We start from the raw sequence: 14199 nt of genomic DNA on the forward strand, positions 1-14199 counted from the left end.
GCAGTTGTATAGCATACAACTGCCCATAAAGTTTTTTTTAAACCAAAAGTGCCCTGATTTCAACGCTGCCGCTAGATTCCAAAATGGGACAACCATGCGCCAATGTCGTCGCTTCTTCAAGGTTTTCTGCGGAGATGACAATAAAACCCCCGAGGCTTTCCCGGATCTCCACAAACGGGCCATCCGTAATAATCCCGCCCGGTTTTAATACTTTTCCACTTTTTTCAAGACGTGAGCCGTGGTCAGATAGTTTTCCCTGTGCTTCAATACCACCGATCCAATCCTCCCATTTTTTGTTTATTTTGGCAATTTCTTCTTCGTTCAAAAGAGGCTGTTCACCGCCGGCCTGCCGAAATAATAAGATGAAATCCTTCATGCTTCGCGTTTAATTTGTTAAATAAATTGATTTATCTCGTTTTAGCTTAGTTATGCTGTCTGCACTTTATGTTGGCCCACTTTGTATCCGCCAGCTTCAGTGCGGAAAGAAATATTAAAACGGTTGTATGCATTGATCGTGGTTATAGCCAAAGTCAGGTCGATGAGTTCCTCTTCAGAAAATTCCTGATTTGCAATGGCGTAAACTTCGTCAGGTACATCTCCATTGGTTATTTTCGTTACTGCTTCAGCCCAGACCAACGCGGCGCGTTCACGTGTACTATAAAGTGGTGCTTCGCGCCAAGCGTCCAATAAAAATAGACGTTGTGGATTTTCACCTGTGGCAAGCAAATCTTTTGAATGCATATCCAGGCAATAAGCACAGCCATTGATCTGTGATACTCTAAAATAAATCAGATGCAAAAGCTCTTGTTCGATGGTACATTTACCTAGATAAGCTCCCAATCCAAACATAGCCTTCATCGCGTTTTGGCCTTTTGCGAAAAAATTGATTCGTTGTTTCATTTTATTATTGTTTTAAGTGTAACTGTTTTACACTACAATAATGATTGAAGTTAAAGAAATTGGACATAAGGCGCTAAATATTTTTTTATTTGTTTTTAATGAACTGGTTATTAGTTGATTATGCTTTATTTTTTCTGACAAAATTCTAATAATTTTCTATTGGATCTCTAATGGGCATCCTCAGGACGATTGCGGACCTTTGCAGGCAAATTCCATACTTGACTGTAGATCGGAAAGATGCAGCGATGTGAATTGTAAAATCCTTGAGGTGATTGATCAACAATCAACAACAATTGCTATTTTTAGTCAAATTACTCCAATGAAACTGATAACATATACGTTCACTATCCTGAGTTTTGGAATGCTGGCGTCCTGCGGGTCGGGCTCCGATACCAAAAAAGCCCTTGCGGATACGACCTCCAATGCAAGTTTTAAAGCTTACGAAGATAGATTCATCGAGCAGCTCTGGAAAGAAAATCCGGAATGGGCCACACAGGTAGGTTTTCATCCATACGATTCGTTATTGACGATTCCTGATGCTAAAAGCAGGGCATCACGCTTGGAATTTTCAAAACAGCAGCTCGATCAGTTAAAAAGCTTTGATCTGCATGATCTGAATCTCTCGCAACAAACGGACTACCATTTGATCCAGAATTATCTGGAATCCAATGTGTGGTCGATCGAAAAGGAGCGGGCTTACGAATGGAACCCCTCTGCCTATAATGTAAGCGGCACCATCGCCTTTATGTTGGCTGAGAACTATGCTCCACTGCACGACCGCCTACATGCTATTGAACAGCGCATGGCGAAAATTCCAGCCTATTATGAAGCCGCAAAAGGACAGATCAAGAATCCAGCTTTGGTATTGACAGATTTGGCCATACAGCAAAATTTGGGCGGATTATCCGTATTTGAAACGGATCTGCGTGATTCTCTAAAAAAATCCAATCTTCCGGCAACTGAAAAAGCAGCTATTCAAACGAAAGCCGACCAAGCTGTAAAAGCAATAAAGGGATTTGTGACCTATTTAAAGGAGACATCCAACCCGTCTCCGCGAAGTTTTAGATTAGGGAAGGAATTATATGATCAAAAGTTTAAATTTGACATTCAGTCAGGATCTACCGCTGCGGAGATCTACGATGCAGCAAGGGCACGTAAGCGTTATTTGCATACCGAAATGCATAAAATCAGTAAGCAGCTATGGCCAAAGTATTTTGGAAAGGCCGTGCAGCCCACAGATAGTTTGGTCCTGATCCGCAAGATGATTGATACCTTGTCTGTTCATCACGTCAAAGCGGCAGATTTTCAGTCTGCTATCGAAGCACAGATTCCAAAACTGGTGGAATTTGTGAAGAAGAAGGATCTCTTATATATTGATGACAGTAAGCCTTTGGTTGTGCGGAAAGAACCTGCTTACATGGCCGGTGTGGCCGGAGCCTCTATCAGTGCTCCCGGTCCCTACGATAAAGGTGGAAATACATACTACAATGTCGGTAGTCTTGCAGGATGGACCAAAGAAGCTTCAGAAAGCTATCTGCGGGAATACAATCACTATATTTTGCAGATTTTGAATATCCACGAAGCTATTCCCGGACATTATACGCAATTGGTATATGCCAATCAGTCACCGAGCTTAATCAAGAGTGTTTTGGGGAATGGTGCGATGATCGAGGGCTGGGCCGTATATACCGAGCAGATGATGCTGGAAAATGGCTATGGTGACAATGCACCTGAAATGTGGTTGATGTGGTATAAATGGCATCTGCGGACTGTATGTAATGCGATATTGGATTATAGTGTGCATGTGAAGAATATGAGTGAAAAGGATGCAATGCATTTATTGGTTGACGAAGCATTTCAACAACAGGCCGAAGCCGCTGGAAAGTGGAAGAGAGTATCCGTTAGCAGTGTGCAGCTCACATCCTATTTTACAGGATATAAAGAAATCTATGATTTAAGAAAAGCTGTTAAAAAGGAGGAGGGTGCTCAATTTAAGCTGAAAGCCTTCAATGAGAAATTTTTAAGTTTTGGCAATTCACCGGTAAAATATATCCGGGAAATGATGCTTAAGAAGTAGGTTTAACGCAACTTAGGCAACAAGCCACTCGATTATCGTGTGGCTTGTTGTTTTATTCCATTCCCTTCCGCTGCGTTTGCGATGTAGTCTTTATCTTATTAGGCCACTTTGGCAAATTTGTTCCGATATTCTATGGGCGTAAGGCCCGTTATTTTTTTGAAAATATCCCGAAAGGCTTTGGTGTCTGTATAACCCACATCATACATTACTTGCGAAACATTTTTCCTTGATGCCTCAAAAAATTTCTTGGCAGCCTCTATCCGCACACGCTGGATATACTCGACCGGTGTATTGTTTGTCGCTTCTTTAAACCTGCGTTCAAAAGTCCTGCGGCCAATGTTTGCAAAATTCGCCAGTTCCTCAACAGTAATTCTTTCCTCATATTTCAGTTCGATGTAATCCTGTGCTTTCTGGATATCCACATCGTCGTGATTTCGCTGTCCACGGAATATTGCAAACTGTGACTGACTGTCCCGACTGATATCCAGCGCAAAATATTTAGCAATCATAACAGCCGTTTCGCGGTCGGAAAACTTTTCGACGAGATACAGAATTAAATTCCAAAGGCTGCTGGCGCCGCCGCTGCTGTATATATTGTCGTTTTCGGTGATAACGGCGCCATCTTCGATTTCTATTTCGGGGTATTTTTCCTTGAACTCGCTGATATAAGCCCAATGAGTCGAGCATTTTTTTCCATTTAAAAGCCCAGTTTCTGCCAGAAGAAAAGCTCCCACGCATAAGCTGGCCAAGCGGGTGCCTTTTAAGTGAAGTTTTCTAAAATAAGGTATGGCTTCGGCATTGTCCCTTATTCCGGTGTCAATATCACCAAAAGTCGGCGGTATGATCAGTAGATCGGTGCGATCGACATTTTGCAGTAAGCGATTTGTTTTTATGGTGTACTCGCCGCTATTGGCTGGCACATATTCACTCAGGCCTACATACTCAACATTGAATATCGGTTTTTTTCCAAAAGCCGATAAAAATTCATTGGCCGTATGAAAGGTTCTAAATGCTGGCGTAATACCTTCGATAGTACCGTATTTGGGGACAAAAACTGAGACTTGCATATCTTTTGGGTTTATGTGATAAAGGTACAAATTGTTTTTGTCGTAATCCACCCCTAAAGTTGTCGGTTTTACAATACGCCGGGCTTTAAAATCCTTTGCATCTTTGCTATATCATTATAAACAAATAAAAAGAAATCATGGAAACACAAACAAAAATCAACGTTGAAGCCACAGTAAATGCACCGGTAGAAAAAGTATGGCAACAATGGAACGCACCAGCAGATATTATGCAATGGAATACTGCAGATCCAAGCTGGCATTGTCCGAGCAGTCAAAACGACTTGCGTGTGAATGGCACTTTTAAAAATCGGATGGAAGCAAAGGATGGCAGTTTTGGGTTCGATTTTGAAGGAACTTATGAGAGGGTTGAATTGCATCAGGAAATCGCCTATATCATGTCTGACGGCCGGACAGTAAGCACTCTGTTTTCCAAAAGAGATGGAAAGACAATTATCAGCACCACTTTTGATGCGGAGCAGATAAATGATCCTGAACTTCAGCAACAAGGCTGGCAGTCAATCCTTAATAATTTTGTGAAATATGTTGAATCAACGAATTAATCACCTTAAAATAGCAATATCATGAAAAAGAATAAAATTATCTTCTGGATAGCGACGATATTAATTGTTATCTGGGAAGGCGCTATGCCGCTTGGCACATTACTATTTGCACCGCAATATATGAATGCTGGAACCAAACCTTTAGGTTACCCGGACTATTTTGCCTATGCTCTTATTATCTGTAAAGTGCTCGGAGTCATCGCTATTGCCATTCCACAGTTTCCGGCTAAATTAAAAGAATGGGCTTATGCAGGATTGACATTCAGTTTGGTATTTGCCTTTATCAGTCATGCCTGCGTGGATAAAAATATAACCTTTATGTTATTGCCCCTTATCGTACTGGGTATACTGATGTTATCTTATGTCTATCGGTCAAAGATAGCCGGTACAAGTCGTGCCGCACAGCAGCATACCTATACAGGTGCATCAGCGGTATCTTAATATCATGGTGTTCACATCGGAAAGGATGGGTTGATCAAAAATTTATTAGAAAGAACAAAAAGATCATATTATCTATTTACATTATAAACAATCAAACGAGATGAAAACAAATAGTGTTTCTTTACATCGGGTTATTCAGGCGAGTCCTGAAAAAGTCTTCCGCGCATTCGCGGATCCGGTAGCGCATGCCAGCTGGTTACCCCCTTATGGTTTTGTCTGTACCGTACAGCAGATGGACTTTAAAGTAGGCGGTCAATTCAAGATGACATTTATCAATTTTGGTACGGGCAATGGTCATTCCTTTGGCGGTGAATATTTGAAAATCATACCCAATGAATTTATCAAATATGTTGACCGCTTTGATGATCCCAATTTACCCGGAGAAATGACAACGACAGTTTCGCTGCGTGCAGTCAGCTGTGGTACTGAACTTAAAATAGAACAAACAGGAATTCCTGAAGTTATCCCCGCCGAAATGTGTTACCTGGGATGGCAGGAATCGTTGGAAAAAATGAAAAAACTTGTGGAGCCCGTCATACCGGATGCATAGTTTAATTCAATTTGTTTAGGATATGGAACGGTTAAGAAGCGGGGTTTTTATCACATTTTCGGGGGATTGTAGAAAGGCGCTTACGTTTTATCAGTCATGTTTTGGCGGGAGCCTGGATTTTGACAGGCTAGATAAAAAAATAAATGGGTATTCAGAGCTGCCTATTGTAAGTGCCTCTCTTATTTCTCCCAGTGTGGTTATCTATGGTTCGGATCTGGTACACGATGATGGTCGAAAAATTGGCAACTATCTTTCGGTGTTTTTGCCTTGTACGAATGTGGCTGACCGTGGCCGGCTTGTCGCTAAGCTGGCGGCAGGGGCTGGTCAACCTGTATTAGGTAACAACGAGACGGATCAATTGGTGGAAGTGACAGATATTTTTGACGTAAAATGGATATTGGGGATCTTGGGATGAAAGTTTATTCCGTTGTAGCCAACAGCTATTATTGTGGCAATTTGGGCAAATGGCTGCAGAAACTGATACCTTAATATAGCAATGATCTGTATCCATTATCATTATTCGCAGAAGTGTATTTTTGTGTATGCTTCAGGCAAAGTTGATAACAGTAATTAAGTGATAATAATGGAATTACAGATACGCAATAGCACCCCGCAGGATATTGATTCGATTTTTAAGTTATATAAGTTTGCGACAGATTTTCAAAAAGCAAAATCCATGGTTTCTTGGCCTGAATTTGACCGGAAGCTTATTGAGCAGGAACTGAAGGAGCATAGGCAATGGAAAATGGTTGCCGGTCGGGATATTGCCTGTGTCTGGGCGACTACATTCGACGACCCTGATATCTGGGAAGAAAGAAATGAAGATCCGGCGGTTTATATTCATCGCATTGCCACAAATCCCGATTTTAGAGGTAAGAATCTCGTTCAGTACATTGTGCATTGGGCGATTGAATATGCCATTGCAAATAATAAGAATTTTGTTCGCCTGGATACGGTGGGGGAAAATAAGGGACTTATTGAACATTATACCAGATGTGGTTTCGAATTTCTGGGATTAAAGAAACTTCGCGATACATCCGGTCTGCCCGCACACTACGATAAGGCCACGGTAAGTCTATTTGAGTTAAAGCTCTAAGCGGCCATTCCAATCTGCCTATACGGTTTTCATACCTCGATGAACTGTATGGGCAATAACTGTTTTTAGTTGATATTTTATTGAAAAATAGGTAGATCTATCTGTTTTCTTGTGAACTTTTGTTATATTGTTGTAACAAATTGTCGTTGCTGTATACTAACGAATTATTAACAGTTAAACTTATTTATGAATTTATCAATAGAAAATCTCAGTAAAACCTATCCTAATGGTGTAAAAGCACTAGACGAAGTAAACTTAGAAATAAAGCCGGGAATGTTTGGTCTCCTCGGACCAAATGGAGCAGGAAAATCATCCTTGATGCGCACTATAGCTACCCTTCAGAAGCCCGATCATGGCCGCATTACTTTTGGTGATATTGATGTCCTTGGAAAGCAAATGGAACTGCGAAAAATTTTGGGTTACTTACCACAGGAATTTGGTGTTTATCCGAACCTTTCGGCGATAGATTTATTACACTATTTCGCGAAACTCAAAGGGATTAAGACAGGTGCTGATCGGCAGGCTATCATCAAGCGTGTACTGGAAGTAACCAACCTCTGGGATGTCCGAAACAAGAGTGTGAGTGGTTATTCGGGGGGAATGAAACAACGCTTCGGCATTGCCCAGTTATTGCTGAACGATCCCAAACTGATTATTGTTGACGAACCTACTGCGGGACTGGATCCGGCTGAAAGGCATCGTTTTTTAAATGTATTGCGGGAGATCGGAACCAATCATACGGTTATTTTTTCGACACATATTGTGGATGATGTCCGCGAATTATGCCATGAACTTGCTATTCTCAATGGGGGTAAAATACTATTGCGCGGCACGCCAAAGGAGACAATAGAACAATTGGAAGGCAAGATCTGGGTACGGATCATTAGCCGCGATCAATTGGATGAGTATACACAGAAGTATAATGTAATTTCTACAAACTATAATCAGGATAATACGCTCAATATCCGGGTTTATAGTGATGTGCAGCCAGATGAATCCTTCGTAAATGCACAAGGGCAGCTGGAAGATGTCTATTTTGTTGCACTAAAAACTGACCAGCGCCATGTTTAGTCCAATTTTTAATTTTGAGTTTACACGTTGGTTTAAGAGTGCTGCCGTCTATATTTATATGGCTTTATTCTTTGTCCTGTCGTTGTTCATCATGTTGTCCTCACTAGGGATATTTGATGGCGTCACAGCGACGACATCATCCAATACCATCAGAAATTCGCCTTGGGCTATTAATGAGATGATAAACGGGATGTCTTCCATTATCTATTTCTTAATTCCCTCGATTGTGGGGGCCTGTGTTTATCGGGATTTTCAATATAATGTACATACCATTCTCTTTAGTTATCCGTTTACCAAAACAGATTATCTATTGGGCAAGTTTTTTGGATCCATAGCCGTCGTACTCGTCATCGTACTGGCATCCACCTTAGGTATTGTTGTTGCACAGTTCGTTCCGGGGATTAATCCGGATTTGTTGGGTCCCGTACATATTTTAGCCTACTTCCAGACCTATCTTATTCAGGTTATCCCCAATCTGGTTATTCTCAGCGCTATTATTTTTGTATTGGTCACTTTTACCCGTAATGTATATGTAGGTTTTGTTGCGGTGCTGGTGCTTATTATTGTACAGGTACTTGTGCAGAATCTGACAACAAACGCTGATCATCGTTACCTCGGGGCATTGATAGATCCCTTTGGTGATAGCGCCATTTCTTACTACACGCAATATTGGTCTCCTGAAGAAAAGAACACAAACAATCTTCCTTTTCTGGGAGCAATTATCTATAATCGTCTGATATGGCTTGCTGTAGCCGCATTGTTTATTGGCGGATTTTACCTTTTATTTTCTTTCTCACAGGATTCCATTTCAGTGAAGACAGGCAAGAAAGGAAAACGATTGACAAAAAATAATTTTGACAGTGTTTTTCGGCTCAATCTACCGAAAGTGAACTACGACTTTTCAATCGTCCACTATTTGAAATCGACTTGGACACTTGCGCGGTATGACTATCGATACATTGTTAAAAATCCGGTTTTTTTGATTCTAACCCTGGTCGGCGTATTGTTTATCATCTTGATGGCTAGTACAATCGGTGCGATTTTCGGTACCTCGACTTATCCTGTTACCTGGAAAATGCTGATGATACCGGGAACGACCTTTAAATTCTTTTTGTTGATTCTGACTTTCCTCTTCAGTGGTTTATTGGTTCATCGTGGCAGCATTACACGGATGGGCGGATTATTGGATGCGACACCAGTTCCGAACTGGGCGCTCTTGGGCTCCAAAATAATCGCGATCATCTTAATGCAACTGACCTTGCTTGCAGTGGTGATGCTCACCTGTATGGCATTTCAGGTCTATCATCATTATTATCATTTCGAAATCGGGCAATACATCATGCACTTGATGGTGTATGGTATGTTGGCAAATATCGTATGGTTATTTGTGGCCATCTTTGTACATACGCTCTTCAAAAATTATCTGGCTGGTTTTTTTGTCCTGTTAACCTTATTTATCGGATTGCCATTTTTATCGATGGTAGGCGTGGAGCAGGCGATTTATCAGTTTAACCAAGGGCCGGGGCTTGACTATTCAGATATGGACGGTTTTGGCTATATCTTACCTTTTTTGACCTATAGAACATATTGGTTGCTGTTCGCGGTGTTTTTTCTTACGATAGCCCTCTTGCTTTGGCGTAGAGGAGGATTTTCGGGGATGAGGGAGCGTTGGGAAATATTAAGAACAAACTTAAGCCCCGCGAGTATAACTGTCCTTCTCTTGAGCTTTATTGGCTTTGTGGGGATCGGTGCGGGCATATATTATGAGAACCATATTAAAAATCCTTATTATACAAGTCTTGATCATGAAAAGCAGTCCGTGGAATGGGAAAAGAAGTACAAAAAATATCAATTTCGGCCTCAGCCCCGTGTTGTTGACATCAAGTTCAATATGGATATCTATCCTTCCATGCGTAGCTTTAAAGCACAGGCTTCTTATGTGCTCAAGAATAAGACTACGGTTGCCATAGACTCTATTTTTGTCAATTATAATGACTATGATTATACCTTTTCTTTCGATGTGCCTCATAAGCTGATATCGGCCGATGATATTTATAATTTTAACATCTATAAGTTGGCCAAGCCAATGGCACCGGGGGATTCTATCATCTTAAACTTTAGTACAGTTAGTCCGGCAAACACGTGGGTGAATGAGAAGTCTCCCGTTAAAGGCAATGGAACTTTCATTAACAATATGCTATTTCCGAATATCGGTTATTTAGATCGGGGCGAGCTGGTGGATAATGATATCCGTAAAAAATATGGACTACCTTACCGGGATCGTATGGCTTTGCCCACGGATTCCAATGCACGAAAGAACAATTATATTTCAAATGATGCAGACTGGATTCGGTTTGAGGCAACTGTAAGTACGGATAGGGATCAATTGGCCATTGCTCCGGGGTACTTGACCAAACAGTGGGAGAAAAACGGAAGAAAATATTACCAGTATAAAATGGATTCAGCGATTCTGAATTTCTTTGCTTTTAATTCCGCTCGGTATGAAATGAAAAAGGATCAATGGAATGGTGTTAATTTGGAAATCTATTACCATAAAGGGCATACCTACAATCTTGATCGGATGATGGCCTCGAGCAAGGCTTCCTTGGCCTATTATACCAGCCAATATAGTCCTTATCAACATCGGCAACTTCGAATCGTTGAATTTCCCCGAACAGCCGGAACTTTTGCGCAGTCTTTTGCCAATACCATTCCTTTCTCGGAGGCGATAGGTTTTATTGCGGATGTGGATGAGAAAAAAGACGATGCGGTGGATTATCCTTATGCTGTGACCGCGCATGAAATAGCGCATCAGTGGTGGGCACATCAAGTTGTCGGTGCCAATACGCAGGGAGCCACATTGATGTCCGAAAGTATGTCTGAATATTCCTCTTTGAAAGTACTGGAAAAGAGGTATGGAAAAGGACAGATGCGCAAGTTTCTCAAAGACGCACTGGATGGCTATCTAAAGGGAAGAAGTGCGGAGAAATTAGGAGAAAAGCCGCTCATGTACAATGAGAATCAAATGTATATCCATTATCAAAAAGGCTCATTGGTATTGTATGCGCTGAGTGACTACCTTGGAGAAGATGTATTCAACCAAACAGCAAAAGCTTATTTGGAAAGTACGGCCTTCCAAAATCCGCCCTATACAACCTCCTTGGAATTTGTGGATTACTTTCGCAGAGCGACACCTGACTCCCTGCGTTATCTGATTAAAGACATGTTTGAGACGATCACCCTGTACAATAATAAAGTGGAGAAGGTGAGTACTAAAAAGTTGAAAAATGGAAAATATCAAGTGGATATTCAATTCGAAGTGGCTAAGTATCGCGTGGATGCCAATGGGAAAAAGAGTTACAATGATCAAGGAAGCAAACCGTTGTTATTTAAAAAATCAGATCGGGTGACATTGAAATCCTTGCCACTGAGGGACTATATTGAGGTTGGTGTTTTTTCAAAAGCGGCGGATAAGAACAATGGCAAACCACAGGAAATTTACCTCAAAAAACATCGTATTGATCAGATCAATAATACGTTGACATTGGTTGTAGATCAAAAACCTACACAGGTCGGTGTGGATCCGTACAACAAACTGATTGATATTGATTCAGATGATAATAGAAAAGATATCTAACGACATTCCGGTTTGTAGTTATCCTGGGCATTTGTTCTAACGAATTGTAAAATGGCTATAACAAATGGTAGACCTGTGCAGACGGTAATAGGTACTATCCGGCGAAAATAGGTGAAGAGCGGGAATTAAACGCAAAAAAGTCGCTTTCCAATATGGAAAAGCGACTTTTTGTTTGTGCTCCCACCTGGGCTCGAACCAGGGACCAAAAGATTATGAGTCTTCTACTCTAACCGACTGAGCTATAGGAGCAGGTCGTTTGTTTTGTCAATTTTAGCATCGGTTATGCCGTTTTGACGATGCAATTATCGATATTTGTATCGGTATTTCAAAATAATTCGATGGAAAAAATTAAAAATATTGTTCTTGATTATGGAAATGTAATCTTCATGATCGACTTTATGAAGTTGAAAGTTGCTTTTACTCAGTTAGGTATAGAAAATGTTGACGAAGTTTTTGGGCATCATGGCCAAAGTGCACTTTTTGACGATTTTGACAAGGGAAAAATTAGTGCTGCGCAATTCCGGGATGGGATTCGTGCGATTACCAAAAATCCAGCCCTGACCGACGCGCAAATTGACGGCGCATGGAACAGTTTATTGATTGGCGTTCCGGAGGGACATCATGCGTTATTATTGCAATTGAAAGAAGAGTATCGTACTTTTTTGTTGAGCAATAATAATGCTATTCATTATGCGTACTGTATGAATGCAATTTATGAAAAATATGCTGTTGCCGACAACGAAGGATTTTTTGAAAAAACCTATTATTCGCATTTGGTGGGCATGCGTAAACCGGACGCCGAGATTTTCGAATTGGTCATGGCGGAGCAGGAATTAAATCCTGCGGAGACGTTATTTATCGACGATAGCCCGCAGCATTTGGCTACAGCGAAGCAATTAGGCTGGCATACGGCATTGTGTACCAAGGAGAAACCTTTGAGAACGATTTTGGAGGAATTTGGATTAATATAAAATTTATTTTTCTTTTCTTATTCAATGTAAATATCGTACCTTTGTCCCACTTTAAATTTTAAAAGCGACGAAAGGAGGTATATACAACGCATGATTATCGTAAATGTAAAAGAAGGAGAATCTTTAGATAGAGCATTAAAACGTTTCAAGAAGAAATTCGAGAAAACTGGCGTTTTAAGAGAGTTGCGTTCACGTCAAGCTTATGAAAAGAGATCTGTAACTCGTCGCATTCAAGTGAAAAAAGCGATTTACAAACAATCTTTGAATCAAGATGTGGCTAACTAATTGATTCGCTGAGAATTTAAAAATATAAAGGGAAAAGCATTGCTTTTCCCTTTTTTTTGTGCTTTTAAGTTTGTAATTTAAGGATAGTATAGCGAGGGAAATTATGTTGGAAAAGGAGTTTATTCGGTATTTGCAGATTGAAAAAAGATATTCAGAACATACGGTTGTTGCCTATCGGCATGAGTTGGAGATGTTTTGGTCTTTTTTAAATGCTGAGGGACTTGTGTTATCGGATGTTGTTTACCGGGATTTACGGCATTACTTCGCGAAGATGATGGAGTCCGGTAAGAATGCGAGTTCTGTCAATCGAAGCATGTCTTCGTTGCGGACCTATTTTAAATTTCTTCAACGTGAGGGTTGCCTGGATAAAAATCCGATGACCCTTATTAAGGCCTTAAAGACTGCAAAGAAGCTACCTGTCGTTGTGGAGAAAGAAAAACTGGTTCGTCTGCTGGATCATCTGGAACAAGAGCAGGATGATTTTGAGTCACGCCGCAATTACATGGTCATGGAACTTCTTTTTGGGACGGGAATTCGTCTGGCCGAACTGTTGAAAATTAAGGAGCAGGATATAGATTTTTTTAACAAAAATATTCTTATATTAGGTAAAAGGAGCAAAGAAAGGCTTGTTCCGATAAATGATCTTTTGGTAAAAGAATTGAAAAACTATTTGCAACAAAAAGCGTCGCAATTTGTTGATACTAATGACAGCTTACTGATTGTTACGAAAGAAGGGAAACCAGCGTATGCCAAGCTAATCTATGATATTGTGCATCGTTATTTAACACTGATTTCCACACAAGGTAAACGGAGCCCTCATATTTTGAGGCATACGTTCGCAACGGCCCTACTGGATAACGGGGCAGATTTAAATGCAATTAAAGAACTGTTGGGACATGCAGGACTTGCGGCGACGCAGGTGTACACGCACAACTCAGCAGAACGATTGAAGTCTATTTATAAACAAGCTCATCCAAAAGCTTAAAAAAAGGAGGAAAAATGAACATTACTGTGCAATCCATTCGATTTAATGCAGATCAAAAGTTAATCGAATTCATTAAAAAGAAGACAGGAAAATTAGAGCAGTTTTTGGATTCAATTATCGGTGGTGAATGCTACCTGCGATTGGAAAATGTCGATGACGAGGCAAATAAGATTTCAGAGATCAAACTGAACATTCCCGGAAGCCAACTTTTCGCAAAAGGGCAGGCGAAGAGTTTTGAGGAGGCGACGGATATCGCTGTAGAATCCTTACGTAGGCAGATTAACAAATATAAAACAAAGACAAAAAATACAGTTATTAGCAATCGCAAAGAAGTACTTTCCGTAGAGGAAGAAGAAGAGGAAGAATACGATTAAAAAATACTACATACTTATAAGGAAGGAGGTCAGTTTAAGCTGACCTCCTTTTTTTATGGGAACCATCGAGTTGTGCCGGCCTTTTTTTAGGTATTCAAGCGCTGCTCGCTTCTTCGGCTTGCTTGTTTTTTTAGCCTGTTCGGGGAGACTCGCAACTTGCTAGCAATACCGGACGGGGAGCTTAT

The 14199-nt window shown here is 40.7% G+C and carries 15 protein-coding genes and 1 tRNA gene; 12 read left to right on the forward strand and 4 right to left on the reverse strand.

What is annotated here, in order from left to right; genetic code table 11:
• Window positions 1–37 precede the first annotated feature (37 nt).
• Together G6053_RS05985 and G6053_RS05990 are read right to left on the reverse strand one after the other, a co-directional pair.
• Entirely contained in the window at window positions 38–376 is a 339-nt protein-coding gene (locus G6053_RS05985; protein WP_108637086.1) for a YciI family protein, read from the reverse strand.
• Between the two features lie 50 nt (window positions 377–426).
• Entirely contained in the window at window positions 427–900 is a 474-nt protein-coding gene (locus G6053_RS05990; RefSeq protein WP_165305788.1) for a carboxymuconolactone decarboxylase family protein, read from the reverse strand.
• A gap of 319 nt (window positions 901–1219) precedes the next feature.
• On the opposite strand from G6053_RS05990, the gene G6053_RS05995 reads away from it, so the two are divergent.
• Window positions 1220–2977, forward strand: coding sequence for a DUF885 domain-containing protein (locus G6053_RS05995; RefSeq protein WP_165305789.1), 1758 nt, complete (start codon window positions 1220–1222; stop codon window positions 2975–2977).
• 98 nt (window positions 2978–3075) lie between these two features.
• Here the strand turns inward: G6053_RS05995 and G6053_RS06000 are convergent, their stop codons facing one another.
• The gene (locus G6053_RS06000; protein WP_165305790.1) at window positions 3076–4044 is read right to left on the reverse strand and encodes a helix-turn-helix domain-containing protein; all 969 of its coding nucleotides are present in this window, start codon (window positions 4042–4044) and stop codon (window positions 3076–3078) included.
• Window positions 4045–4181: 137 nt separating this feature from the next.
• On the opposite strand from G6053_RS06000, the gene G6053_RS06005 reads away from it, so the two are divergent.
• From G6053_RS06005 to G6053_RS06035, 7 genes are all read left to right on the forward strand, one after another.
• Window positions 4182–4604, forward strand: a complete 423-nt coding sequence (locus tag G6053_RS06005) for an SRPBCC family protein (RefSeq protein ID WP_165305791.1) — start codon at window positions 4182–4184, stop codon at window positions 4602–4604.
• A 21-nt stretch (window positions 4605–4625) separates the two neighbouring features.
• Window positions 4626–5045, forward strand: a complete 420-nt coding sequence (locus G6053_RS06010; RefSeq protein ID WP_165305792.1) for a DoxX family protein — start codon at window positions 4626–4628, stop codon at window positions 5043–5045.
• 100 nt (window positions 5046–5145) lie between these two features.
• Entirely contained in the window at window positions 5146–5595 is a 450-nt protein-coding gene (locus G6053_RS06015) for an SRPBCC family protein (RefSeq protein WP_165305793.1), read from the forward strand.
• A 22-nt stretch (window positions 5596–5617) separates the two neighbouring features.
• Window positions 5618–6010 (forward strand): glyoxalase, encoded by a 393-nt coding sequence (locus G6053_RS06020; protein ID WP_108637078.1) that lies wholly within the window; start codon window positions 5618–5620, stop codon window positions 6008–6010.
• 168 nt (window positions 6011–6178) lie between these two features.
• Window positions 6179–6691, forward strand: coding sequence for a GNAT family N-acetyltransferase (locus G6053_RS06025; RefSeq protein ID WP_165305794.1), 513 nt, complete (start codon window positions 6179–6181; stop codon window positions 6689–6691).
• Between the two features lie 186 nt (window positions 6692–6877).
• On the forward strand, window positions 6878–7762 hold the full coding sequence (locus G6053_RS06030; RefSeq protein WP_108637076.1) for an ABC transporter ATP-binding protein: 885 nt from the start codon (window positions 6878–6880) through the stop codon (window positions 7760–7762).
• Window positions 7755–11399 carry a M1 family aminopeptidase gene (locus tag G6053_RS06035; RefSeq protein WP_165305795.1) on the forward strand — a complete coding sequence of 1215 codons (3645 nt, stop codon included), beginning with the start codon at window positions 7755–7757 and terminating at the stop codon, window positions 11397–11399. The genes G6053_RS06030 and G6053_RS06035 overlap by 8 nt, the downstream gene beginning before the upstream one ends.
• Before the next feature lie 175 nt (window positions 11400–11574).
• On the opposite strand, the gene G6053_RS06040 is transcribed toward G6053_RS06035, so the two are convergent.
• Window positions 11575–11648: transfer RNA gene (locus G6053_RS06040), tRNA-Ile, on the reverse strand.
• Window positions 11649–11737: 89 nt separating this feature from the next.
• Between G6053_RS06040 and G6053_RS06045 the strand changes: the two genes are divergently transcribed.
• The 4 genes from G6053_RS06045 (at window position 11738) to raiA (ending at window position 14014) form a co-directional block, all read left to right on the forward strand.
• Window positions 11738–12370, forward strand: coding sequence for an HAD family phosphatase (locus G6053_RS06045; RefSeq protein ID WP_181390705.1), 633 nt, complete (start codon window positions 11738–11740; stop codon window positions 12368–12370).
• 90 nt (window positions 12371–12460) lie between these two features.
• Window positions 12461–12655 carry a 30S ribosomal protein S21 gene (rpsU, locus tag G6053_RS06050; protein WP_046672133.1) on the forward strand — a complete coding sequence of 65 codons (195 nt, stop codon included), beginning with the start codon at window positions 12461–12463 and terminating at the stop codon, window positions 12653–12655.
• A 103-nt stretch (window positions 12656–12758) separates the two neighbouring features.
• On the forward strand, window positions 12759–13640 hold the full coding sequence (locus tag G6053_RS06055) for a tyrosine-type recombinase/integrase (RefSeq protein WP_165305796.1): 882 nt from the start codon (window positions 12759–12761) through the stop codon (window positions 13638–13640).
• Window positions 13641–13654: 14 nt separating this feature from the next.
• Complete coding sequence (gene raiA / locus G6053_RS06060; protein WP_108637072.1) at window positions 13655–14014, forward strand: ribosome-associated translation inhibitor RaiA; 360 nt, start codon at window positions 13655–13657, stop codon at window positions 14012–14014.
• Window positions 14015–14199: the final 185 nt, after the last annotated feature.

The organism is Sphingobacterium sp. DR205 (assembly GCF_011064245.1).
Lineage (GTDB): Bacteria > Bacteroidota > Bacteroidia > Sphingobacteriales > Sphingobacteriaceae > Sphingobacterium > Sphingobacterium athyrii.